At 65.9% G+C, this 22405-nt stretch carries 24 protein-coding genes; 20 read left to right on the plus strand and 4 right to left on the minus strand.

The genetic code is table 11. The annotated features are described in order from the left end of the window. Positions 1-45: 45 nt before the first annotated feature. Entirely contained in the window at positions 46-1557 is a 1512-nt protein-coding gene (gene betC / locus AC04PT_RS06485) for a choline-sulfatase (RefSeq protein ID WP_482872784.1), read from the minus strand. Between the two features lie 129 nt (positions 1558-1686). Between betC and lepB the strand changes: the two genes are divergently transcribed. Both lepB and rnc read left to right on the plus strand, forming a co-directional pair. After that, positions 1687-2520: a signal peptidase I gene (lepB, locus tag AC04PT_RS06490; protein ID WP_482872785.1), complete on the plus strand. Its 834-nt coding sequence runs from the start codon at positions 1687-1689 to the stop codon at positions 2518-2520. Next, positions 2517-3200: a ribonuclease III gene (gene rnc, locus AC04PT_RS06495; protein WP_482872786.1), complete on the plus strand. Its 684-nt coding sequence runs from the start codon at positions 2517-2519 to the stop codon at positions 3198-3200. Before lepB ends, rnc begins: the two co-directional genes overlap by 4 nt. A 73-nt stretch (positions 3201-3273) precedes the next feature. On the opposite strand, the gene AC04PT_RS06500 is transcribed toward rnc, so the two are convergent. Continuing rightward, positions 3274-3924: a hypothetical protein gene (locus AC04PT_RS06500; protein WP_482872787.1), complete on the minus strand. Its 651-nt coding sequence runs from the start codon at positions 3922-3924 to the stop codon at positions 3274-3276. 244 nt (positions 3925-4168) lie between these two features. On the opposite strand from AC04PT_RS06500, the gene era reads away from it, so the two are divergent. From era to AC04PT_RS06545, 9 genes are all read left to right on the plus strand, one after another. Next, entirely contained in the window at positions 4169-5077 is a 909-nt protein-coding gene (gene era, locus AC04PT_RS06505) for a GTPase Era (protein WP_482872788.1), read from the plus strand. A 15-nt stretch (positions 5078-5092) separates the two neighbouring features. After that, on the plus strand, positions 5093-5416 hold the full coding sequence (locus tag AC04PT_RS06510) for a DUF1491 family protein (RefSeq protein WP_482872789.1): 324 nt from the start codon (positions 5093-5095) through the stop codon (positions 5414-5416). Between the two features lie 4 nt (positions 5417-5420). Next, complete coding sequence (gene recO, locus AC04PT_RS06515) at positions 5421-6149, plus strand: DNA repair protein RecO (protein WP_482872790.1); 729 nt, start codon at positions 5421-5423, stop codon at positions 6147-6149. Positions 6150-6420: 271 nt separating this feature from the next. Next, entirely contained in the window at positions 6421-7086 is a 666-nt protein-coding gene (gene pgsA / locus AC04PT_RS06520; protein WP_482872791.1) for a CDP-diacylglycerol--glycerol-3-phosphate 3-phosphatidyltransferase, read from the plus strand. Next, positions 7086-7331: a molybdopterin converting factor subunit 1 gene (moaD, locus tag AC04PT_RS06525; protein WP_482872792.1), complete on the plus strand. Its 246-nt coding sequence runs from the start codon at positions 7086-7088 to the stop codon at positions 7329-7331. Before pgsA ends, moaD begins: the two co-directional genes overlap by 1 nt. 5 nt (positions 7332-7336) lie before the next feature. Continuing rightward, on the plus strand, positions 7337-7780 hold the full coding sequence (locus AC04PT_RS06530) for a molybdenum cofactor biosynthesis protein MoaE (protein WP_482872793.1): 444 nt from the start codon (positions 7337-7339) through the stop codon (positions 7778-7780). Between the two features lie 56 nt (positions 7781-7836). Then, entirely contained in the window at positions 7837-8046 is a 210-nt protein-coding gene (locus AC04PT_RS06535; protein WP_482872794.1) for a hypothetical protein, read from the plus strand. Between the two features lie 119 nt (positions 8047-8165). Then, entirely contained in the window at positions 8166-8963 is a 798-nt protein-coding gene (locus AC04PT_RS06540; protein ID WP_482872795.1) for an NAD-dependent epimerase/dehydratase family protein, read from the plus strand. A gap of 4 nt (positions 8964-8967) precedes the next feature. Beyond that, positions 8968-9870: a 5-dehydro-4-deoxyglucarate dehydratase gene (locus AC04PT_RS06545; protein WP_482873082.1), complete on the plus strand. Its 903-nt coding sequence runs from the start codon at positions 8968-8970 to the stop codon at positions 9868-9870. 6 nt (positions 9871-9876) lie between these two features. Here AC04PT_RS06545 and AC04PT_RS06550 read toward each other — a convergent pair whose 3' ends face one another. Then, positions 9877-11139, minus strand: a complete 1263-nt coding sequence (locus AC04PT_RS06550; RefSeq protein WP_482872796.1) for an FAD-dependent monooxygenase — start codon at positions 11137-11139, stop codon at positions 9877-9879. Between the two features lie 46 nt (positions 11140-11185). Between AC04PT_RS06550 and AC04PT_RS06555 the strand changes: the two genes are divergently transcribed. The 4 genes from AC04PT_RS06555 (at position 11186) to AC04PT_RS06570 (ending at position 17692) form a co-directional block, all read left to right on the plus strand. Next, the gene (locus AC04PT_RS06555; protein WP_482872797.1) at positions 11186-12514 is read left to right on the plus strand and encodes an amidase; all 1329 of its coding nucleotides are present in this window, start codon (positions 11186-11188) and stop codon (positions 12512-12514) included. A 197-nt stretch (positions 12515-12711) separates the two neighbouring features. Then, entirely contained in the window at positions 12712-13908 is a 1197-nt protein-coding gene (locus AC04PT_RS06560) for an aminotransferase class I/II-fold pyridoxal phosphate-dependent enzyme (protein ID WP_482872798.1), read from the plus strand. 7 nt (positions 13909-13915) lie between these two features. Continuing rightward, positions 13916-16888 (plus strand): DNA translocase FtsK, encoded by a 2973-nt coding sequence (locus tag AC04PT_RS06565; RefSeq protein WP_482872800.1) that lies wholly within the window; start codon positions 13916-13918, stop codon positions 16886-16888. 204 nt (positions 16889-17092) lie between these two features. Continuing rightward, positions 17093-17692, plus strand: coding sequence for an outer membrane lipoprotein carrier protein LolA (locus AC04PT_RS06570; RefSeq protein ID WP_482872801.1), 600 nt, complete (start codon positions 17093-17095; stop codon positions 17690-17692). Positions 17693-17764: 72 nt separating this feature from the next. Here the strand turns inward: AC04PT_RS06570 and AC04PT_RS06575 are convergent, their stop codons facing one another. After that, on the minus strand, positions 17765-18505 hold the full coding sequence (locus AC04PT_RS06575; protein ID WP_482872802.1) for an N-formylglutamate amidohydrolase: 741 nt from the start codon (positions 18503-18505) through the stop codon (positions 17765-17767). A gap of 151 nt (positions 18506-18656) precedes the next feature. Between AC04PT_RS06575 and pyk the strand changes: the two genes are divergently transcribed. The 5 genes from pyk (at position 18657) to pheS (ending at position 22353) form a co-directional block, all read left to right on the plus strand. Next, positions 18657-20102 carry a pyruvate kinase gene (gene pyk, locus AC04PT_RS06580; protein ID WP_482872803.1) on the plus strand — a complete coding sequence of 482 codons (1446 nt, stop codon included), beginning with the start codon at positions 18657-18659 and terminating at the stop codon, positions 20100-20102. Positions 20103-20135: 33 nt separating this feature from the next. Continuing rightward, positions 20136-20357 (plus strand): hypothetical protein, encoded by a 222-nt coding sequence (locus AC04PT_RS06585; protein WP_482872804.1) that lies wholly within the window; start codon positions 20136-20138, stop codon positions 20355-20357. A 118-nt stretch (positions 20358-20475) separates the two neighbouring features. After that, the gene (rpmI, locus tag AC04PT_RS06590) at positions 20476-20676 is read left to right on the plus strand and encodes a 50S ribosomal protein L35 (protein WP_482872806.1); all 201 of its coding nucleotides are present in this window, start codon (positions 20476-20478) and stop codon (positions 20674-20676) included. Positions 20677-20689: 13 nt separating this feature from the next. After that, positions 20690-21055 carry a 50S ribosomal protein L20 gene (rplT, locus tag AC04PT_RS06595; RefSeq protein ID WP_482872807.1) on the plus strand — a complete coding sequence of 122 codons (366 nt, stop codon included), beginning with the start codon at positions 20690-20692 and terminating at the stop codon, positions 21053-21055. Between the two features lie 224 nt (positions 21056-21279). Further along, the gene (pheS, locus tag AC04PT_RS06600; RefSeq protein ID WP_482872808.1) at positions 21280-22353 is read left to right on the plus strand and encodes a phenylalanine--tRNA ligase subunit alpha; all 1074 of its coding nucleotides are present in this window, start codon (positions 21280-21282) and stop codon (positions 22351-22353) included. The last annotated feature ends 52 nt before the right edge of the window (positions 22354-22405 follow it).

Below are 22405 nucleotides of genomic sequence, written 5' to 3' on the forward strand. Positions count from 1 at the left end.
GCCCCGGATCGGGTCCGGGGCGGCGGCCCGCGACTGCCAACGGCCTCACTCCCCGCGCGGAAAACGCTGTCGTTCCTCGACCACGTTCAGGTCCATATGATTGCGCATGAACCGCTCGGACGCCTGCTGCAGCGGCTGGTAATCCCATGGGTAGTAGTCGCCATTGCGCAGCGCCTCGTAGACCACCCAGCGCCTCGCCTGGCTTTCGCGGACCTCGGCGTCGAAACTTTCAAGGTCCCAGCGCGCGGCCGCCGCGACCCGGAAGCGCTCAAGCTCCTCCGCATGGGACGGGTCCTCGGCAAGGTTGGTCAACTCGTGCGGGTCCACATCAAGATTGAACAGTTGCTCGGGGTCGAGCGCGCAATTGGTGTACTTCCACCGTCCCGCCCGCAGGCAGACCATCGGCGAATACGAGGCTTCTGCCGCATATTCCATCGCAACCGGGCTGATGCGCGTGCCGTCCTGGCCCAGCGGCACCAGCGTCTCGCCCGTCGTCCACGGCATAACCTCTTCCATGCTCACCCCGGCCAGATCGCACAGCGTCGGGCAGACGTCGATGGTGCTCACCGGCACCTCGACCAGCCCGGGCGCCATCTGCGGCGCCGAGATCATCAGCGGCACCCGGGCCGAACCTTCGAGGAAGGACATCTTGAACCACAGCCCACGCTCGCCCAGCATGTCGCCGTGGTCCGACACAAAAAGGATGATCGCCTCCTGCCGCGTCGACTCCAACGCTTCGAGGATGTTGCCGATCTTGTCGTCGAGGTACGAAATATTCGCGAAATAGGCGCGCCGCGACCGGCGGATGTCATCGTTCGAGATATCGAAGCTGCGCCAGTCGTTAGCGTCGAAGATGCGCTGCGAATGCGGGTCGTGCTCATCGTAGTCGAAGGCCGGCACCTCGGGCAGCAGGTGTTCGCAGTCTTCGTAGAGGTCCCAGTATTTCCTCCGCGCCACGTAAGGATCATGCGGATGGGTGAAACTGACCGTCAGGCACCACGGCCGCGCGTCCCTGCCACGGGCAAGGTCATAGAGCTTGCGGGTGGCGTGATAGGCGACCTCGTCATCGTATTCCATCTGGTTGGTGATCTCGGCCAAGCCCGCGCCGGTCACGCTGCCCAGATTGTGATACCACCATTCGATGCGCTCGCCGGGCTTACGGTAATCGGGCGTCCAGCCGAAGTCGGCGGGATAGATGTCGGTGGTCAGGCGCTCCTCGAACCCGTGCAACTGATCGGGCCCCACGAAATGCATCTTGCCCGACAGGCAGGTATGGTATCCGGCACGGCGCAGGTGATGCGCATAGGTCGGGATCGACGAGGCGAACTCGGCCGCGTTGTCATAGACCCCGGTGGCCGAGGGCAGCAGCCCAGACATGAAGCTTGCCCGCCCCGGCGCGCAGAGCGGGGAAGCGGTGTAGGCATTGGCGAAACAGGTCGAGCGCTGCGCCAGCTTGCGCAGGTTCGGCACATGCAGCCAGTCCGCAGGTCCGTCGGGGAACATTGTGCCGTTCAATTGATCGACCATCAGGATAAGGATATTGGGGTGTTCGGTCATCTCGGCCTCCCTGCTGTCTGGCGCAGCATTGGCCATGACGATGGGTTGCGTCCAGTGCCGATTGCTTGACACCTATGCCCCGGAGCCGCATGTAGCCTGCGACAAGCACACGCGGGGAGCCCCATGTCCATGGCCGAAGAGAAAAAGGGCAATGCGATCGTCGAGACGATCAAGACCGTTGTCTACGCATTGCTCATCGCGGGTGTCTTCCGCACGCTGTTCTTTCAGCCGTTCTGGATTCCCTCCGGCTCGATGAAGGACACGCTGCTGATCGGCGACTTCCTGTTCGTCAACAAGATGGCTTATGGCTATTCCTACGCCTCCTGCCCGTCGATCATCATACCGCGCTTCGGCATCAACATGGACGCCAAGGACTTCTGCGGCTGGGCCGACGGCGACAACACGCGCCTGTGGGGCGACGAGCCCGAGCGCGGTGACGTGGCGGTGTTCCGGCACCCCGTGACCGGCCGCGATTTCATCAAGCGGGTGGTCGGTCTGCCCGGCGAAAAGATTCAGGTCAAGAACAGCGTGCTGCACATCGACGGCCAGCCGGTCAAGCTGGAGCCGGTTGGCAATTTCGAGGAACGCGCCGGACCACAGGGTCCGCAACGGCTGTCTCCGCGCTGCTCCAACGCACCGGTGGGCGATGGCGGCACCTGCGTGAAAGAGAAATTCTCCGAAACCCTGCCCGACGGCACCAGCTATTCGGTTCTGAATATCGCGCCGCAGTCGTCCGACAACACCCCGGTCTTCACCGTGCCCGAAGGGCATTACTTCATGATGGGCGACAATCGCGACAACTCGACCGACTCGCGCTTCCGGCAGGAAGTGGGCGGCGTCGGGATGGTGCCCTTCGAAAACCTCGTCGGCCGCGCCGACCGGGTGATGTTCTCCTCCGCCGGCAGCTCGATGCTGTACTTCTGGACCTGGCGGGGGGATCGCTTCTTCAAGGCGATCAAGTGAAGCTTTCCGCCGAATTGAAGGCCCTGCAGAAGCGGCTGGGGTACGATTTCACCAACCCCCGCCTGCTGGTGCAGGCGGTGACCCATTCGTCGATGTCGACGCCTACGCGCAATGACAACCAGCGGATGGAGTTCCTCGGCGACCGCGTGCTCGGGCTGGTGATGGCCGAAGCGCTGCTCGCCGCCGACGAAGCCGCCGCCGAGGGCCTGCTGGCACCCCGCTTCAATGCGCTGGTACGCAAGGAAACCTGCGCCGACGTCGCTCGCCAGATCGACTTGGGTGCGGCGATGAAGCTGGGCCGGTCCGAGATGATGTCTGGTGGCCGGCGCAAGATGGCGCTGCTGGGCGACGCAATGGAAGCGGTGATCGCAGCCGTGTATCTGGATTCCGGTTTCGAAGCGGCAAAGGCACTGGTGCTGCGGCTCTGGGGCAAGCGCATCGACGCGGTCGACGAAGACGCCCGCGATGCCAAGACCAGCCTGCAGGAATGGGCGCAGGCCCGCGGTCAGAAGCCGCCGGTCTACGATCAGGTCAGCCGCAGCGGCCCGGACCATGCGCCCGTCTTCGTGATCGAGGTGCGGCTGCAAAGCGGCGAGACCGAGCAAGCCCAGGCCGGGTCAAAGCGGCTGGCAGAGCACGCGGCGGCCAAGGCCCTGTTGGACAAGCTGACCGCCGGCTGAGACAGCGCCCTGATCCGGCGGTGGACGCCACCGATGGCTGCACGGACATATCGTCCGCGCCAAACGCAAACCGTCAGAAGAACCCGGCCGATGACATCGCCTGCGCCGCCGCGCCGCCGGCGTTGGCGACAAGGACCGCCGCCGTCGCCACGACTGACACCACGGCGACCCAGCGGCCGGCGACATCGCCCTGCGGAGCAGGCCGCGCGCGAAGCGCCGCGGCCCCGGCCTCGATCGTTTCGGACCGGTCGACCGGACCGCAAATGTCCATCCGCAGGACGTTCTCTAGCACCCGCTGCGACTGCGCGGATGACATCCGGGGCACGGACCGGGCCGCCTTGCGCTTGACCGGCGGGCGTTTCGGGCGTCCCAGTGCCGGGTCGAGCGCCCGCAGAAAGCTTTCGCGGTCAAGCACCGCAGCCTGATCCAGCCATGCGATCCGCACCACCCGATGTCTGCGCACCAATGCCAGCGTCAGGCGCGCCAGTTCGGCCAGTGCAACCTCCGAGCTCGCGGCACGGACCGAGACCTTGCAGGCCGCCGGCCGGCGCGACACGATTTCGCAGACGGCGCGCACGCTGCCGGACGGGTGACCAGGCAGGGATTGCAGGCTCGAGATCTCGTTGGTCATCTGCCGCAGCAGCGACTCGGGCGGCGGGCCGGGCAGCGCTGGCCAGTGAAGAATTGCGAATTGTGTGACTAGGTTCTCGTCTGTTGAAGTCATAGTTTGCCCCGTTCCTGAACGCCGGGATCTAGTTAAGGAATGAGGCGGCAAATTGGACGTTTCGTGGAAAATTGTTTGCAGCGGATCGGATTGTGCACGTTTTCTGCCGCAATTGGTTCCCCCGGGGCATCAATGCCATCGCATGACACGGTATTGTCGCTGTGCTGTCGGCGCTGCATTGCATCTGGCGAGCGCCGGCAAAATCCTGTAAACGACCGGCTTTGATCACCTGGACCGGAACCCCATGACCACACGCGCCGGCTTCGTCGCCCTGATCGGAGAGCCCAATGCGGGCAAATCCACCCTCACCAACCGCATGGTGGGGGCCAAGGTCTCGATTGTGACCCACAAGGTCCAGACCACCCGCGCCCGAATCCGCGGCGTGGCGCTGGAGGGCGATGCGCAGATCGTGCTGGTCGACACGCCGGGCCTGTTCAAGCCGCGGCGCAGGCTCGACCGTGCCATGGTGGCCGCGGCGTGGGGCGGGGCGGCGGACGCCGACATCATCGTGCTGCTGGTCGAGGCGCACCGGGGCGTGACCGACGGCGTCGAGCGCATCCTGGGCGGGCTGGACGAGATCGGGCAGGGCCGCCGCGTGGCGCTGGCGATCAACAAGATCGACCGGGTGAAATCCGACGTGCTGCTGGGCCTGTCCGAAAAGCTGAACGCCGCCTATGCCTTTGAAGAGACCTTCATGATCTCGGCCGAGAAAGGCTATGGCGTCGACGACCTGAAGCGCTGGCTGGGGGCTGAGTTGCCCGAAGGCCCGTGGCTCTATCCCGAGGACCAGATCGCCGACCTGCCGCTTCGCATGATCGCCGCCGAGATCACCCGCGAGAAGCTGACGCTCAGGCTGCATCAGGAACTGCCCTATCAGCTGACGGTCGAGACGGAGAACTGGGAAGAGCGCAAGGACGGCTCGGCCCGGATCGACCAGATGATTTATGTCATGCGCGACGGCCATAAGGGCATCGTGCTGGGCAACAAGGGTGAATCGATTAAGGCGATCTCCAAGGCCGCGCGCGAAGAGCTTGAGGAATTCCTCGGTCGCCGGGTGCACCTGTTCCTGCAGGTGAAGGTGCGCGAGAAGTGGCAGGACGAGAAGGAACGCTATTCCGAGATGGGCCTCGATTTCCGCGACGGGAATGCCTGACCGGGGAGGCCTGCGATGCGCCTGACAGCGGATTTCTGGGTGGCCGCTTATATCGGCCGGCTGCGCCAGCAGGACATCCCGGCCTTCGTGGTGGCCCATGGAGACGATACGTCGGGCATGGTCGTGATCAAGCTGAACACGCTGGACGGTCAGGCCCGGCTGTACCAGCGGATGCACGACCTGATGGCCGACGAAACCCGCTGGGAAGAGATGCTGTCGGGCCCCGAGGCAGAGATCGACGCCGCGCTGTCGGCACAGCGGCGCAGCGACCCGGACCTGTGGATCGTCGAGGTCGAGGACCGCGCCGGACGCCACCTGCTCGCGGACGGCGGGCTGTGATCCGATGGAATGGCGTGACACCGGCATCCTGCTGAGCATCCGCCACCACGGCGAGAATTCCGCCATTGTCGAGGCCTTCACGCCCGAGCACGGGCTGCACGCCGGCGTCGTGCGCGGCGCCACAAGTCGCAAGCTGGGTCCCGTTCTGCAACCCGGCGCCCAGCTCGACCTGCGCTGGCGCGGGCGGCTGGAGGAACACCTCGGTGGGTTCTCGATCGAGTTGCAACGCTCACGCGCCGCGCAGGCCATGGGCAGCCGTCTGGCGCTGGCCGGCCTGAACGCGGTCTGTGCGCTGCTGGCCTTCTGCCTGCCCGAACGCGAGGCGCATGTAGCGCTCTATCGGCGGACCGAGCAGTTGCTGGACCTGCTGGGGCAGGACGAGGTCTGGCCGCTGGCCTACCTGCGCTGGGAATTGGCGCTGCTGGAGGACCTTGGGTACGGGCTCGACCTTTCGGCCTGCGCGGTCACGGGGGCGTCGGAAGGCCTGGTCTATGTGTCGCCCAAGTCCGGACGCGCGGTGTCGCGTGCCGGCGCCGGGGACTGGGCGGACCGGCTGTTGCCGCTGCCGGAGGTGCTTTTGGGGCGCGGTGCGGCGGAGGATGCGGAGATCGTCGCGGGGCTGGCGGTCACCGGCTATTTCCTTGGCGAAAAGCTGGCGCCGGCGCTGGGCAGCAAGCCTCTGCCGCCGGCGCGGGCGCGGTTGCTGGACAGGTTGCAGGCGCGGCAGGCGTGATCCGCCGGGGCGCTACGCGCGCAGGTTGGTTTGCGCTCGGGCCACGCAGGCCTTGGGGGCTCTGCCCCCAAACCCCCGGAGTTTACCTGGCAAGATGAAACCCGGGGGCGTTGAAAACCACGCCCTGTCCGGCGCCGTGTGACACGATCAGCGCGGCGCGGGCAGCCGCGGGATGATGCGTTATGTACGCCACGGATCGTTGCATGACGCGAAGGTGAAATATCGCGCTTCGCCCTTTCCCCGCCCCGCCCTGCGGGCTAGAACCCAAGGTATGCGCTGGACCCTGCCCAATATCCTTACCCTGCTGCGTCTCGTCGCGGCGCCCGCGGTGCCATTGATGTTCCTCTACTGGGCGCGGCCCTATGCCGACATCGCGGCGCTGGTTCTGTTTCTGGTGGCGGCGGTCACCGACTGGTTCGACGGCTACCTGGCACGCGCCTGGAAGCAGGAAACCAAGATCGGCACCATGCTGGACCCAATTGCCGACAAGGCGATGGTGGTGATCGCGCTGATGGTGATCGCGGCCTATTCGTCCTATTCGCCGTGGCTGGTGCTTCCGGCGACGGTGATCCTGTTCCGCGAGGTCTTTGTCAGCGGGTTGCGCGAGTTCCTGGGCGACGTGGCGGGCACGCTGAAGGTAACGAAGCTGGCGAAGTGGAAGACCACGGCGCAGATGGTGGCGATTGCCGTGCTGTTTTCGCAAGGCATCTTCGAGCATTATTTCGGCATGTGGTCCTGGGGGATGGACCAGCAGATGGTCGTCGACATCCTCGAGGGCCGCGAAGAAGACAACCTCGGGCTGGTGAACATGTACCATGGCATGTTCTGGTCGGGCTACATCGGGCTTGCGCTGCTGTGGATCGCGGCGGCTTTGACCTTGGCGACCGGGTGGGATTACCTGCGCAAGGCATTGCCGCATTTGCGGGAGGAAAGCTGATGGATGTTCTGTATTTCGCCTGGGTCCGCGAACGGATCGGCGTGCCGAAGGAACGGATTGAGACCGGGGCCGCGACGGTGGCCGATCTGGTGACCGAACTGAAGGGCCGCGAAGCGCGCTATGAAGCGGCCTTTGCCGACCTGTCGGCCTTGCGGGTGGCGCTGGATCAGGAACTGAGCGACTTCGACGCACCGCTGGACGGCGTGCGCGAGGTGGCGTTCTTCCCGCCGATGACCGGGGGCTGAGGGTCATGGACCTGAGGGTTCAGAGCGAGGCCTTCGAACTGGGGCAGGAAGCGCAGGGTTTTGCCGCCCGGCAAAACGGTGCCGGCGCGGTGGTGACCTTCACCGGCATCGTGCGGGACCGGGCGCAGGGCGGTCTGGCAGCGATGGAGATCGAGCATTACCCCGGCATGACCGAGCGCGCCCTGCGCAAGATCGCCAAAGACGCGCAGGACCGCTGGGATCTGGCCGACGTGCTGGTGATCCATCGGCACGGACGGTTGGCACCCGGCGAGATGATCATGATGGTTGCCACCGCCGCACGGCACCGCAAGGCGGCCTTCGAGGCGGCGGAATTCCTGATGGACTTTCTCAAGAGCCGTGCCCCCTTCTGGAAGAAGGAAATCGGTGCCGACGGGGCCGAATGGGTGGCCGCTAAGGATGAGGACGAGGACGCCCTGACACGCTGGTAGGACTTGGCGTTTCGTCAGGCCGACCGGTCTCAGGACACGGACGGAGGAGAGGCACCATGCGCAGGTCATTCGACGTGCGGCATCCGCTGTTCAACCCGCTCTGGCGGCGTGTGCTGGTGGTTGCGGTGCTGGCCGGCTGGACGCTGTTCGAAGCCTTCGCCGGCAATTGGCTCTGGGCTTTGGTGTTCGGCGCTGCGGGGGCGTGGTGCGCATACGAGTTCTTTGTCACTTGGCAGCCGCAGGACCCCCGCGATCGGTCGGACTGACTCCAGGCCAAGCGGCGGCGCGTTTATTCCACCTGTTTCTTGCCAGCAAATTCGTTCCAATGTGTCAATTGGGTTTCTAGTATGTTAGATGTGCGGGTAAACGAGGGAGAAGGACGAGGATGAAGCGGCTTTTGATCACTGGCGCGGCAGGCGGGCTGGGTGCGGAAATGCGCCATCGGCTGCGTCACATGGCGGACATTCTGCGGCTGTCCGACATCGCCGAGATGGAACCGGCGGGCGACGGTGAAGAGGTCGTGCGCTGCGACCTGGCCGACAGGGCGGCGGTCGAGTCGCTGGTCGAAGGCTGCGACGGCATCGTCCATTTCGGCGGCAAATCCGTCGAAGGCGCCTGGAGCGTGGTCCGCGACGCCAACATCGAGGGCGTGTTCAACTTGTACGAGGCCGCGCGCAAGCATGGCCATCCCCGGATCGTCTTCGCCTCGTCCAACCACGCCATCGGCTTCTACCGGCAGGACCAGCGCATCGACAACACGGTTTATCCGCGCCCCGACGGGCTTTACGGCGTGTCCAAGGTGTTCGGCGAAGCCATCGCCCACTTGTACCACGACAAGTTCGGGCAGGAGACCGCGATCGTCCGCATCGGGTCGTCTTTCCCGGAACCCGTCAACCACCGCATGCTGTCGACCTGGTTCAGCTATGCCGATTTCGTGCGCATGATCGAGCGGGTCTTCGACGTGCCGCATCTGGGTTGCCCGATCCTTTATGGCGTCTCGGACAATGCCGCGACGTGGTGGGACAATTCCAACACCGATTGGCTAGGCTGGACTCCTCAGGACAGCTCCGAGCAGTTCCGCGCCAAGATCGACGCCGCAATGGACCGGCCCGCCAAAGACGCGCCCGAGGTGATCTATCAGGGCGGGACATTCACCGCCGAAGGCATCCATGAGGACGACTGACATGATCGCACCCAATGAGCTGCAGGGCATCATCCGCTCAGGCTTGCTGTCCTTCCCGGTGACGCCGTTCGACGCCGAAGACCGCTTCAACCCGCAAGCCTTCTCGGCGCATCTGGAATGGCTGAGCCCGCACAGGATCGCCGGGTTGATCGTCGCCGGCGGCACCGGCGAGCTGTTTTCGCTGACGCCCGACGAGGTGGTCGAGGTGGTCAGGACCGCCAAGGCGGCGCAGCCCGGACAGCCGATCATCGCCGGCTGCGGCTACGGCACGCGTATGGCCTGCGACATGGCACAGGCGATCGAGGCGGCGGGCGGCGACGGTATCCTGCTGTTGCCGCACTACCTGATCGGCGCGCCGCAGGATGGCATCGCGGCGCATATTCGCGCGGTCTGCCGGTCCACCAACATGGGCGTGATCGTCTACAACCGGGGCCAGTCGGTGGTCGGGGCCGAGGCTCTCGTGCGGCTGGCCGAGGAGTGCCCCAACTTGGTGGGCTTCAAGGACGGCACCGGCGATATCGACACCGTCAAGCGCATCACGGTTGGGCTGGGCGACCGGCTGGCCTATATCGGCGGGATGCCGACGCATGAGTTGTTCGCGCAGGCCTACCGCGGCGCGGGGGTGGATACCTACAGTTCCGCCGTGTTCAACTTCGTGCCCGAGACGGCGCTGAAATTTCACGCGGCCTTCGTCGCCGGGGATGACGCGACCTGCACGCAGATGCTGCGCGACTTCTACTACCCCTTCGCGCAGATCCGCGACCGCAAGACCGGTTACGCGGTATCGGCGATCAAGGCGGGCGTCAGGCTGCGCGACTTCGATACCGGCCCGGTGCGCAGCCCCTTGACGGACCTCACCGACGAGGAAACCGCCATGCTGCAGGACCTCATGAAGGGTTACGCGTGAGCGCTCCTACAACTTCTGCCCCGACATCAGGCGCGGCAGGTCGCCGGTCAGTCCCGCCGCCTCGCGGATGAAACCACGCCTGAGGCCCGGCACCGCGTTCACCAGTCCCATGCCCAGATCGCGCCCGGCCCGCAACACGGCGTTGTCGCTTGAAAACAGGCGGTTGAACGTATCGGTCGCCAGCGCCAGCGCCGCCGTGTCGAACCGCCGCCATTCCGCATAGCGCGCAAGCACCGGGCTGCTTCCGATATCCTCGCCCCGGCGTGCCGCGTCGCAAAGCACCTCTGCCAAGGCCGCGATGTCGCGCAGTCCAGCGTTCAGCCCTTGCCCGGCAATCGGGTGGACCCCATGCGCCGCATCCCCGGCCAGCGCCACCCGCTCGGACACGAAGCTTTGCGCCAGCGTCAGCCCCAGCGGATAGGTGAACCGCTCGCCGGCCAGCGAGATCTCTCCTAGGAAATCCCCGAACCGTGGGCGCAGCACCGTCAGGTAATCCTCGTCGGGCAGGGCGTTGATCTTCGCCGCCATCTCGTGCGTCTCGCTCCAGACGATGGACGACCGGTTGCCGGTCAGCGGCAGGATCGCCAGCGGCCCCGCGGGCATGAAGAACTGATGCGCACAGCCGCCGTTTGGCCGCTCATGCGCAATCGCACAAACCAGCGCGGTCTGGCCATAGTCCCAGCCCGTTCGCCCGATCCCCGCGCGCGCCGCCGTGCCCGAACCGCGCCCGTCGCAGCCCACCAGCACTTGTCCCGACAGGCTCCGCCCCGTGGCCAACGTCACCGAGACCGACGTCACTCCGACGTCCTGAGCCACCACCTTCTCGCCCGGCAGGTGGGTCACCAGAGGCTCGGCCTCCATCGCGTCCAGCAGCACCCGCCGCAGACACCGATCCTCGACCATAAAGCCCATCGGGCCTTCCTCGATCTCGTTGTGATCGAAGTGCATGAAGAACGGCGACGACCCTTCGCCGGCTCGCCCGTCCGAGACGATGATGTCCAGCATCGGCTGCGCGTCGTCCTTCAGCCGGTCCCACAGCCCCAACGCCGCCAGCATCCGTTGCGAGGCGAGGGCCAGCGCATAGGCGCGCCCGTCGAAATTGTCCGATCGCTGAGCGCCCGGCGCCTGCGCGTCGATCACCGTCGCGGAAAACCCGGCCTGCGCCGCGGCCAGGGCCAGAACCGGGCCGTTCAGCCCGCCGCCGACGATCAGAAGGTCGCTGTCATGTGTCATGCAGGCGAATATGGGCGGCAGGGCGGGATTGTCCATGCCATTCCATGCCGCTACCGTCGCGCCGACACGAAGCGGAGGCATCATGCAGGACTGGCTATGGATGACGGCGGCCGATCTGGGCCGTGCAATCGGTGCGGGACAAATCGATCCGGTGGCGCTGACGGACGCCTATCTTGCCGCCATCGACGCCCATGAACACGGCGCCGCGACCTATGCCCGCACCACCCCTGACCGCGCACGCGCCGAGGCCGCCGCCGCCGCCCAACGCGCCCGCTCAGGCCACCGGCTGTCGCCGCTGGACGGCGTGCCGATCAGCTGGAAGGATCTCTTCGACACCGCGGGGATTGCCACCGAATCCGGCTCCGCGCTGCTCAAGGGCCGCACCCCCGTCCGCGATGCGGAGGTCCTGCAGAACGCCTCTGCCGCGGGGTTGGTCTGTCTCGGCAAGACGCACCAGAGCGAGCTCGCCTTTTCGGGGCTCGGCCTCAACCCCGTCACTGCCACGCCGCCCTGCGTAAACGGCGAGGGCGCGGTGCCCGGCGGCTCTTCCTCCGGCGCCGCCACCTCGGTGGCCTATGGGCTGGCGGCCGCCGGGATCGGCTCCGACACCGGCGGATCGGTGCGCATCCCGGCCGCGTGGAACGATCTCGTCGGCCTGAAAACCTCGCACGGGCGGCTTTCGAACGCAGGCACCGTGCCGCTGGTCGCCACCTTCGACACCGTCGGCCCGTTGACCCGCACCGTCGAGGACGCCGCCCTGCTGCTGGCCATCCTGGGCGGTGGCAAACCCGCCGACCTGCGCGGAGCCTCCCTGAAGGGCCGCCGCTTCGCCCTGCTCGAGACTGTCGCCATGGACGACGTCCGCGACGCGCCCCGTGACGCCTTCTTCGCGGCCGTCACACGGCTCAAGGCGGCGGGCGCGCAGGTCGAGACCATCGAGATACCCGAAATCGCCGACGCCATGGCACTGTCCGGCATCCTTTACGCCCCCGAGGCTTATGGCACATGGCGCGACACCATCGAATCCGCACCCGAGAAGATGTTCGCGCCGATCCTCGAACGTTTCCGCAGCGGCGCCGACGCGAAAGCTTCGGACCTGATCGCCGCCTATCAAACCTTGGACCGGTGCAAGGCCGCGTTCTACAAGGCAACTGCCCGGTTTGATGCCGTGCTCACCCCCACCGCCGCCAACCTGCCCCCGGATCAGGAAAGGTTGATGACCGAGCACGATTATTACGTCACCGAAAACCTTCTGACCCTGCGCAATACCCGCATCGGCAACCTGATGGGCTGCGCGGCGCTGACCCTGCCCACCGGTGTGCCCTCCTGCGGCTTGCAGATGCTGATGCCGCCCGGCACCGATGAACGGCTGCTGCGTCTGGGTCGGGCGGCGGAGCAGGCTCTGGACTGACGCCATCGCGGCACAATGCACCTGCGCCGTGCCGGACCTGATCCGGCACCTCAGGTCCCGCCGGGCCCCGTGCCCAAAAGCCACAAACCCTTCCCCCATCCCGCCTTTTTCTGGACGCGGTCCCTCTGCTGCCGTATCCTGACCGTCAAACGGGGCGCAGACGACCCCGTATCCGAGGCAGTAAAAGCAGTAATCCCATGTTCCCCGATCGGTTCTCGAACCTTCCGGCCTATGCATTCCCGCGCCTGCGCGCGCTGCTGGACCCGCATGCGCCGCGCGCCCATGCGGACGATGTGCTGCACATGACCATCGGCGAACCGCAGCACGCCTTTCCGGCCTTCGTGGGCGACATCCTGGCCGAGAATATCGCGGACTTCGGAAAGTATCCGCCGAACGAAGGCACACCCGAGTTGCGCAACGCCATCACCGATTGGGCGCAGCGCCGCTACGGCGTGACTCTGGACCCCGAGACGCAGGTGATGGCGCTGAACGGCTCGCGCGAAGGGCTCTACAACGCCGCCATGGCGCTCTGTCCCGAGCGGAAGAATGGCCAGCGCCCCGTCGTGCTGACTCCGAATCCGTTCTATCAGGTCTACATGATCGCCGCGATTTCCGTGGCGGCGGAGCCGGTCTTCGTCCCCGCCACGGCCGAAACCGGCCATCTGCCCGACTACGTCAGCCTGCCCGAGGACGTCCTGAACCGCACCGCGCTGGCCTATATCTGTTCGCCGGCGAATCCGCAGGGCGCCATCGCTCCGCGCGGCTACTGGCGGGACCTGATCGCGCTGGCCGAGAAGTATGATTTCCGCATCATCGCCGACGAATGCTATTCCGAGATCTACCGCGACACGCCGCCCACTGGCGCGCTCGACGTCGCGGCCGAGATGGGCGCCGATCCTGAGCGTGTGATCCTGATCAACTCGCTCAGCAAGCGGTCGAACCTGCCCGGCCTGCGCTCTGGCTTCATCGCGGGCGGACCCGAGAGCATCGCCCGCGTCAAGATACTCCGCGCCTATTCCGGTGCGCCGCTGCCGCTACCGATCCAGCGGGTCAGCGAAAGCGTCTGGGCAGACGAGGCGCACGTGCAGGAAAACCGCGCGCTCTATCAGGCCAAGTATGACGCAGCGGACGAGATCTTTGCCGGTACCCGGGGGTACACCGGACCAGAGGCGGGGTTCTTCCTCTGGCTGCCGGTCAAGGACGGTGAAGAGGCCGCGCTGAAGGCGTGGCAGGAGACAGCGGTCAGGGTGCTTCCGGGTGCTTACCTGTCTCGTGACGTGGCCGGGGCCAACCCTGGCAAGCAGTATATCCGGGTCGCCATGGTGGCCCCAATGGACGACATGCGCCGCGGCCTCACTCGGCTGCGCGACTGTCTGTTCGCAAAACAAAGGTGAGGTGAGCATGGCATTCCAGGCACGCGGGCGCGATCCGCTTCTCGACAGCAACACCCAGGCCGCCGTGGAACGACGCGGCAAAGAGCTTTTCGGCATCGCCCTGATCCTGCTGGGACTGGCAGCGGCGGCGATGATCGCGTCCTACACGCCGGACGATCCCAGCTGGATGTCCGCCACCGATGCGCCGGTGCAGAACTGGATGGGCCGCGCGGGGGCCTCGATCGCCGCGCCGCTGTTCATGATCGTCGGCTGGGGCAGCTGGGGTCTTGCCGCCGTGCTGCTGGCCTGGGGCCTGCGTTTCGCGCTGCACATGGGCTCGGACCGCGCCATTGGCCGCGTCATTTTTGCCCCCATCGCCATTGCGCTGGCCGCGGTCTATGCCGCCACGCTGGTGCCCGGCCCGGAATGGAGCCACGCCTTCGGCCTTGGCGGGCTGTTCGGCGACACTGTGCTCGGCTCGCTTCTGACTGCGCTGCCGGTGGGCTCCGCGGTGGTGGTCAAGCTGGCCTCGCTGCTGATGGGGCTGGCGATTCTCGCCGTCGGCGCATTCGTCACCGGCTTCACCATGCCCGAGCTGAAAACCATTGGCCGGTTCCTCCTGCTTGGCATCATCATGGCCTATGCCACGCTGCTGCGGTTCATCGGCGTCGGCGCAACCGGCGCCCTGGGCGCGGCGAAGATCCTGCAGGCCCGCCAGGCCGAGCGCCGTGCGCAACGCGCCGAAGAGCGCCGCCTTTCCGCCGAATGGGCCGAGCAGCAGGCCGCCGAGGCCGCCGCCGCCGCGCGGACCGCCACCCCGATGCCCGCCGCCCCGGAAGAGGCGCAGCCCGAGAAAACCGGCCTTCTGGGCCGCATGCCTTCGCTCATCCGCCGCTCCGATCCCGAGCCGCAGGAGATGCCCGGCCCCGAGCTTATCGAACGCACAGGCCCGACGGTCGACATCGACGCCCCCGGCGAAGACCGCATCCGCGCCCGCATCAACAGCGCCATCAAGGACCGCGTGCGCCGCAATCCCGAGGTGCAGGTCGAATCCGTGGCGCCGTTGACGAAGGGCCGCGGTCGTGGCCCCGACCCGCTAATCCTGCGAGATGAACCACGCCTGTCCGGCGGGCCTGCGCGTTCCGAACCGCCGCTCACCGCCGGTTCTGCGCCCGAGGCCCCCGCCGTCCCGGCCGCGCCCCCGGTGGCTGCCCAGACCGCTTACGGTAGCCACGTCCATGCCGAACCCGAGGCGACACCGACCGCCGAGAACATCTTCCGTGACGAAGGGGCCGGATACGGCGCCGAGGATGACTTCGAAGTCACGGAGGCCCCCGCACCGCAGGCCCCCGCCTTTACCGCGCGGCCCCCGGTGGCCGAGCCGAAGAAGGTGGTGCAGCAGCCGGTCCGCAAGCCCACGCAACTGTCGCAACGCGCCAAGGCCGAGGCGCAGCCGGAACTGGGTTTCGACCCCGCCGATGCGGAGTACGAACTGCCGCCGCTGGCGCTGCTCGGCGACCCGGCACTGATCGAACGGCACGTGCTGTCCGACGAGGCGCTGGAGGAAAACGCGCGGATGCTGGAGTCTGTTCTCGACGACTATGGCGTGAAGGGCGAGATTGTCAGCGTCCGCCCGGGCCCCGTCGTCACCATGTATGAACTGGAGCCCGCGCCGGGCCTCAAGGCCAGCCGCGTGATCGGCCTGGCCGACGACATCGCGCGGTCCATGTCGGCGCTTTCGGCACGGGTCTCGACCGTGCCTGGGCGCTCCGTCATCGGCATCGAACTGCCCAACGAGAAACGCGAAATGGTGTCCTTCCGCGAGATCCTATCGGGCAAGGACTACGGCGACGGCAACCGGTCGCTGCCGCTGGCGCTGGGCAAAAACATCGGCGGCGAGCCGGTGGTGGCCAACCTCGCCAAGATGCCGCACCTGCTGATCGCCGGGACCACCGGCTCGGGCAAATCGGTGGCGATCAACACCATGATCCTGTCGCTGCTCTACAAGCTGTCGCCCGATGACCTGCGGCTGGTGATGATCGACCCCAAGATGCTGGAACTCAGCGTCTATGACGGCATCCCGCACCTGCTGTCGCCGGTTGTGACCGATCCCAAGAAGGCCGTGGTGGCGCTGAAATGGGTCGTGGGCGAGATGGAGGAACGCTATCGCAAGATGTCCAAGATGGGCGTCCGCAACATCGACGGCTACAACTCGCGCGTGGCCGACGCGCTGGCCAAGGGCGAGATGTTCTCGCGCACCGTGCAGACGGGGTTTGACGAAGAGACCGGCGAGCCGGTGTTCGAGACCGACGAATTCGAGCCCAAGAAGATGCCCTATATCGTCGTCATCGTCGACGAGATGGCCGACCTGATGATGGTGGCCGGCAAGGAAATCGAGGCCTGTATCCAACGGCTTGCACAGATGGCGCGGGCGAGCGGAATCCACCTGATCATGGCAACTCAGCGGCCGTCCGTGGACGTCATCACCGGCACCATCAAGGCCAACTTCCCGACGCGGATTTCCTTCCAGGTGACATCGAAGATCGACAGCCGCACCATTCTGGGCGAGCAGGGGGCCGAGCAGCTTCTGGGCATGGGCGACATGCTCTATATGGCCGGCGGTGCCAAGATCACCCGCTGTCACGGGCCGTTCTGCTCGGACGAGGAGGTCGAGGAAATTGTCAATCACCTCAAGGCCTTCGGCCCGCCGGAATACGTCTCGGGTGTGGTGTCCGGCCCCGACGACGACAAGGCCGAGAACATCGACGCGGTGCTGGGGCTCAACACCGGAGGCAACACCGGCGGCGAAGATGCGCTCTACGATCAGGCGGTTGCGATCGTGATTCAGGACCGCAAATGCTCGACCTCCTATATCCAGCGGAAACTGGCCATCGGCTACAACAAGGCGGCGCGACTGGTCGAGCAGATGGAAGACGAGGGCGTCGTCAGCGCATCCAACCACGTCGGCAAGCGCGAAATTCTGGTGCCGGAGCAAGGCTGACGGCGACCGCGAGGCGGGCCATGAGGTCCCGGGTCAGGCCCGGGACGCGGTGGCAATATCACGCTAGGTTGAGCCTCGGCCGGGGCCGCCGGGTTTGCCCTCGGCCGGGCCCGCCCCTACATCCCTGACAAGGGACCGTGTTATCGCATATCATCGGCGTAACCGTGTAAGTGGTCCTCATGTAACCAAGTGGAAAGAACGCTCATGCGTGTACTGACGACATTGATTCTCACTCTCGGCGTGGCGCTAGCCGCGTTGCCTGCGGCAGCCGAGAAACTGTCGCTGGGGCAAATCCAGAACTATCTCAACCAGTTGCAGCAGGCCAAGGGAGCCTTCACCCAGGTCAATGACGACGGGTCGATCTCGACCGGGACAATCTCGATCCGGCGGCCCGGCATGGTCCGCTTCGACTATAATCCGCCGGCGAAAGCGCTGGTGCTGGCGTCCGCCGGCGAGGTGGCGATCTTCGATCGCAAGACCCGTCAGGCGCCTGAGCGGTATCCTTTGGGCGATACGCCGCTGAGCATCATCCTGGCCAAGACGGTGGACCTGTCGCGTGCCAATGTGACCAACCACACCTATGATGGCACCGCGACGACGATCCGGGCGCGCGATCCCAAGCGGCCGGAGATCGGCACCATCGACTTGGTGTTCACCGCCAACCCGGTGGAGCTGCGCCAGTGGGTCATTCATGACGATGCCGGCAGCGCGACAACGGTGATCCTCGGTGATCTCAACAAGAACGCGCGGCTGCCGCTGATCAACTTCTCGATACAGGAAGAGTTGCGCAAGCTGGGCAACTGACGCGGGGCCGAGTTTTGTACAAATTGTACAAAACACCCCCCTGTTTTGTACAAAAGCCCTCCCGGACCGGGGTCAGAGCCCGGTCCGGTCGAGAACCTCGGACAGGATCGGCGCCAGACGCTGCGCCCAGGCGCGCTGGGTGGCCTCTTCGGCGATCAGGTCGTTGCGCAATTCGATCAGCACATTCGGCAATCCCGTCTCAAGCGCGTGTCGCGCGATGCTGTCGCCGGGCAGGTGGCCGGAATAGGGCACGTTGGCTTCGGCCACGAGGTCGGTTTCCTGCTTGAGACGCGCGAGCAGCGGCAGGGCGAGGCGGGCGTCATGGCCGTGAAGAAGACCGATGTGCCACGGGCGCGGCGGACGCGCCTGTAGTTGCGGCGTGAACGAATGCACCGCGACGATCACCGTGTCCGGGCGACGCGAGGCCAGACGGTCGTATTCCGCATGATAGGGCCGGTGGTAGGCATTCAGCCTGCGGGCGCATTCGGCATCGTCGGCATGGCGGTTGGCCGGGATGATGGTCCCGTCGTAGAGCCTCATCAGCAGCGTGGGATCGTCCTCGCCGCGATTCGGGTCGATCACGAGACGCGAGAAATTCGCGAACAGCGCCGGGCTGTCGAGACGCTCGGCCAGGTAGCGGGTGACGCCCAGGGCGCCCGGGTCGAATGCGATATGACGCCGCATGTCGGCGGCCGAGAGTCCGAGGTCGCCGCCGTTGACTTCGGGCGGGACGCAATTTGTGGCATGGTCGCAGGTTATGAGCCAGCGGCCCGGCCTGTCGGCACCTTCTGTCCAATAGGGGTGGAAGCTCATGTCATCCTTTCGTAATGTCGCCCCGGGATATGTAGCCTGCCCGGCGCTTGCCTGCGAGGGCGAAACGGTGCATAGAGCGGGTGAAGGACGTTAGCGGTAACATCGCCTGATTTCAGCGCATACCGCCAGACACGAAAGGGCCCGAGCGCCAATGAAACGTGACCGCAAAGTCAAGATCGTCGCCACTCTGGGACCGGCGTCGAGCACCTACGAGATGATCCGAGCGCTGCACGAAGCGGGCGCAGACGTGTTCCGGCTGAACATGAGCCACGGCACCCACGAGGAGCAGGCGGCGCGGCACGCGATCATCCGCAAGGTCGAGAAGGACCTCGACAGCCCGATCGCCATCCTGGCCGACATGCAGGGCCCGAAGCTGCGGGTCGGCACCTTTGCCAACGACAGCGAAGAGCTTGAGCAGGACGCGATGTTCCGGCTGGACCTCGACAAGGCCGAGGGCGACGCGACCCGCGTCTGCCTGCCGCACCCCGAGATTTTCGCCGCGCTCGAGCCCGGCTCGCACCTGCTGGTGAACGACGGCAAGATCCGCCTGCGCGTTCAGGACTGCGGCAAGGACTACGCCAACTGCGTGGTGGTGGCCGGCGGCACCATTTCCGACCGCAAGGGCGTGAACGTGCCCGACGTAGTGCTGCCGCTGGCGGCGCTGACCGAGAAGGACCGCCGCGACCTTGAGTTCGCCTGCAAGCTGGGGGTCGACTGGATTGCGCTGAGCTTCGTGCAGCGGGCCAAGGACGTCTGGGATGCGCGCGACCTGATCGACGGCCGCGCCGCCGTGCTGTCGAAGATCGAAAAGCCCGCCGCGGTGAAGGACTTCGACGAGATCCTCGATGCCTCGGACGGGATCATGGTGGCGCGCGGCGACCTGGGTGTCGAACTGCCGGTGCAGAACGTGCCGGTGATCCAGAAGCGGCTGGTCAAGAAGTGCCGCTCTGCCGCCAAGCCGGTGATCGTGGCGACGCAGATGCTGGAAAGCATGATCGACAGCCCGATGCCGACGCGCGCCGAGGTGTCGGACGTGTCGAATGCCATCTACGAGGGCGCCGACGCCATCATGCTGAGCGCGGAATCGGCTGCCGGTGACTATCCGATCGAGGCCGTGACCACGATGGACAATGTCGCCATCGAGGTCGAGAACGACCCGACCTATACCGACGTGATCGAGGCCGGACGCAAGATCGAGCGCAAGTCGATCGCCGACGGCATCGTCGCCGCCGCGCGCGAGATCGCCGAGGCCACCGACATCAAGGCGATCTGCTGCTTCACCTCGTCCGGTACGACCGCGTCGCTGGTGTCGCGCGAAAAGCCGCGGGTGCCGATCATCGCGCTGACCAACCGGTTGACCACTGCGCGTCGACTGGCGCTGACCTGGGGCTGTTATTGCGTCAACACCGGCGACATGGAGCGCTTCAAGCAAGCAGTCGTGTCGGCAGCGCGGGCAGCGCGGTCTTCGGGCATGGCGACCGAGCGCGATCAGATCGTGGTCACCGCCGGTGTGCCGTTCAATGTCTCGGGCACAACCAACATCCTGCGGGTGGCGCCCTGCGATGAGCGTTTGATTTACAACACCGATCCGGAATAGAATCGGCCCCGGTTTCAAGGGGAATTTATTAGTATGGATACGGATTTGGCGCTGGTTCTGGGGGCAATCATCCTTGTCCTCGCGGTTCCCTCGATCATCTCGGCGCTCAGTGACGGCCGCGCCCCGCGTGCGGCCTCGATCGCGGTGCTGGTGGGGGGAGGCCTGATGGTCTTTGCCATCGGCGCGCATCCCGGCGGCTATCAGATTGGCGAGCTTCCGGAAGTGTTCTTTCGCGTGATGTCGCGCTTCTTCTGATCCCGATTTTTGCGCTTGGCATTCGTGGTCATGCGCTCTATACGGCAGCTTCCAACCGCGCGGCCGGCCGATAGTGGCATGCCGAGTCGCGCCTGAACGATCCATCAAGGAGACCGAAATGCCCAAGATGAAGACGAAATCGAGCTGCAAGAAGCGGTTCAAGGTGACGGCCTCGGGCCGTGTGAAGGCCGGCCAGGCGGGCAAGCGCCACGGCATGATCAAGCGCACCAAGAAATTCATTCGCGATGCACGCGGAACCACCGTGCTGACCAAGGCTGACGAGCAGATCGTCAAGCCGATGATGCCCTATTCGCGCTGAGGAGACCTGACACATGGCACGCGTCAAAGGTGGGACCGTTACCCACGCCCGTCACAAGAAAGTCGTCAAGGCAGCCAAAGGGTACTACGGCCGCCGCAAGAACACCTTCAAGGTGGCCCGTCAGGCCGTCGACAAGGCCAACCAGTACGCCACGCGCGACCGCAAGGCGCGCAAGCGTTCGTTCCGCGCGCTGTGGATCCAGCGGATCAACGCCGCCGTCCGCGCGCATGACGAATCGCTGACCTATTCGCGCTTCATCAACGGTCTGGCGCTGGCCGGGATCGAGGTGGACCGCAAGGTTCTGGCCGATCTTGCCGTGCATGAGCCGGCCGCGTTCGGCGCCATCGTCGACCAGGCGAAGGGTGCGCTGCCGGCCTGATGGGTCCGCCAGCGAGATGATGAGGGGCCGCTCCGGTTGGGGCGGCCTTTTGCGTCGGCAAGCTTCGTGTCGACAGGGTGGGGGGCTTCGCCCCCCCCCGGCCTGCGGCCTCCCCCCAGGATATTTCCGGCCAGAAGAAGCGCAGGGCGGGTGGCGGCTTGCGCAGGCGGGGGCATGGGGGTAGTTGAGGCGGAACGCCGAAAATGACCCCGAGGGCCCCCGTAATGGACGATTTGCGCGACAAGTACATCCAGTTGATTGCCGATGCCGGTGACGAGGCCGCGCTGGAGGATCTGCGGGTCACTGCCGTGGGCAAGAAGGGCGAGATCAGCCTGAAGATGCGCGAGCTGGGCAAGATGACCCCCGAGGAGCGGCAGGTCATGGGGCCGAAGTTGAACGCGCTGAAGGACGAGATCAACTCGGCCCTGGCGGCGCGCAAGGCGGCGCTGGGCGATGCGGCGCTGGAAGAGCGTCTGCGCGGCGAGTGGCTGGACGTGAGCCTGCCCGGGCGTGGCCGGCGGCAGGGCACCATCCATCCGATCAGCCAGGTGCGCGAGGAAGTCACGGCGATCTTCGGCGAGCTGGGGTTCTCGGTCGCCGAAGGGCCGCAGATCGACAGCGACTGGTACAACTTCGATGCGCTGAACATTCCGTCGCATCACCCGGCACGGGCGGAGATGGACACCTTCTACATGCACCGGGCCGAGGGCGACGACCGTGCACCGCATGTGCTGCGGACCCATACCTCGCCGGTGCAGATCCGCGCCATGGAGGCGCAGGGTGCGCCGATCCGGATCATCGCGCCGGGGCGGGTCTACCGGGCCGATTACGACCAGACGCATACGCCGATGTTCCACCAGGTCGAGGGGCTGGCGATCGACCGCGACATTTCGATGGCGCAGCTGAAGTGGACGCTGGAGGAGTTCCTGCGGGCGTTCTTTGAGGTCGAGGGGGTGGAGCTGCGGTTCCGGGCCTCGCACTTCCCGTTCACCGAGCCGTCGGCCGAGGTGGATATCCGGTGTTCCTGGGAGGGCGGTCAGCTGAAAGTCGGCGAGGGCGACGACTGGCTGGAGATCCTCGGGTCCGGGATGGTGCATCCGAAGGTGCTGGAAGCGGGTGGCATCGATCCGGACCAGTGGCAGGGGTTTGCCTTCGGGATCGGGATCGACAGGATCGCGATGCTGAAATACGGCATTCCGGACTTGCGGGCGTTCTTCGACAGCGATCTGCGCTGGCTGCGGCACTACGGGTTCACGGCGCTGGAGCAGCCCAACCTGCACGGCGGTCTGAGCCGATAGCGGGCGTTTGACCTGCGCATCGGGCCTGGTGGGAGGGGTGCCGGGCTGAAGC

This window comes from Litorisediminivivens sp. KMU-197, from assembly GCF_056858395.1.

Bases quoted from the DNA above. Each gene is read 5' to 3' on its own strand.
- betC (WP_482872784.1), bottom strand. From the start codon at position 1,557: ATGACCGAACACCCCAATATCCTTATCCTGATGGTCGATCAATTGAAC.
- lepB (WP_482872785.1), top strand. From the start codon at position 1,687: ATGGCCGAAGAGAAAAAGGGCAATGCGATCGTCGAGACGATCAAGACC.
- AC04PT_RS06500 (WP_482872787.1), bottom strand. From the start codon at position 3,924: ATGACTTCAACAGACGAGAACCTAGTCACACAATTCGCAATTCTTCAC.
- era (WP_482872788.1), top strand. From the start codon at position 4,169: ATGACCACACGCGCCGGCTTCGTCGCCCTGATCGGAGAGCCCAATGCG.
- AC04PT_RS06510 (WP_482872789.1), top strand. From the start codon at position 5,093: ATGCGCCTGACAGCGGATTTCTGGGTGGCCGCTTATATCGGCCGGCTG.
- recO (WP_482872790.1), top strand. From the start codon at position 5,421: ATGGAATGGCGTGACACCGGCATCCTGCTGAGCATCCGCCACCACGGC.
- pgsA (WP_482872791.1), top strand. From the start codon at position 6,421: ATGCGCTGGACCCTGCCCAATATCCTTACCCTGCTGCGTCTCGTCGCG.
- moaD (WP_482872792.1), top strand. From the start codon at position 7,086: ATGGATGTTCTGTATTTCGCCTGGGTCCGCGAACGGATCGGCGTGCCG.
- AC04PT_RS06530 (WP_482872793.1), top strand. From the start codon at position 7,337: ATGGACCTGAGGGTTCAGAGCGAGGCCTTCGAACTGGGGCAGGAAGCG.
- AC04PT_RS06535 (WP_482872794.1), top strand. From the start codon at position 7,837: ATGCGCAGGTCATTCGACGTGCGGCATCCGCTGTTCAACCCGCTCTGG.
- AC04PT_RS06540 (WP_482872795.1), top strand. From the start codon at position 8,166: ATGAAGCGGCTTTTGATCACTGGCGCGGCAGGCGGGCTGGGTGCGGAA.
- AC04PT_RS06550 (WP_482872796.1), bottom strand. From the start codon at position 11,139: ATGGACAATCCCGCCCTGCCGCCCATATTCGCCTGCATGACACATGAC.
- AC04PT_RS06555 (WP_482872797.1), top strand. From the start codon at position 11,186: ATGCAGGACTGGCTATGGATGACGGCGGCCGATCTGGGCCGTGCAATC.
- AC04PT_RS06560 (WP_482872798.1), top strand. From the start codon at position 12,712: ATGTTCCCCGATCGGTTCTCGAACCTTCCGGCCTATGCATTCCCGCGC.
- AC04PT_RS06565 (WP_482872800.1), top strand. From the start codon at position 13,916: ATGGCATTCCAGGCACGCGGGCGCGATCCGCTTCTCGACAGCAACACC.
- AC04PT_RS06570 (WP_482872801.1), top strand. From the start codon at position 17,093: ATGCGTGTACTGACGACATTGATTCTCACTCTCGGCGTGGCGCTAGCC.
- AC04PT_RS06575 (WP_482872802.1), bottom strand. From the start codon at position 18,505: ATGAGCTTCCACCCCTATTGGACAGAAGGTGCCGACAGGCCGGGCCGC.
- pyk (WP_482872803.1), top strand. From the start codon at position 18,657: ATGAAACGTGACCGCAAAGTCAAGATCGTCGCCACTCTGGGACCGGCG.
- AC04PT_RS06585 (WP_482872804.1), top strand. From the start codon at position 20,136: ATGGATACGGATTTGGCGCTGGTTCTGGGGGCAATCATCCTTGTCCTC.
- rpmI (WP_482872806.1), top strand. From the start codon at position 20,476: ATGCCCAAGATGAAGACGAAATCGAGCTGCAAGAAGCGGTTCAAGGTG.
- rplT (WP_482872807.1), top strand. From the start codon at position 20,690: ATGGCACGCGTCAAAGGTGGGACCGTTACCCACGCCCGTCACAAGAAA.
- pheS (WP_482872808.1), top strand. From the start codon at position 21,280: ATGGACGATTTGCGCGACAAGTACATCCAGTTGATTGCCGATGCCGGT.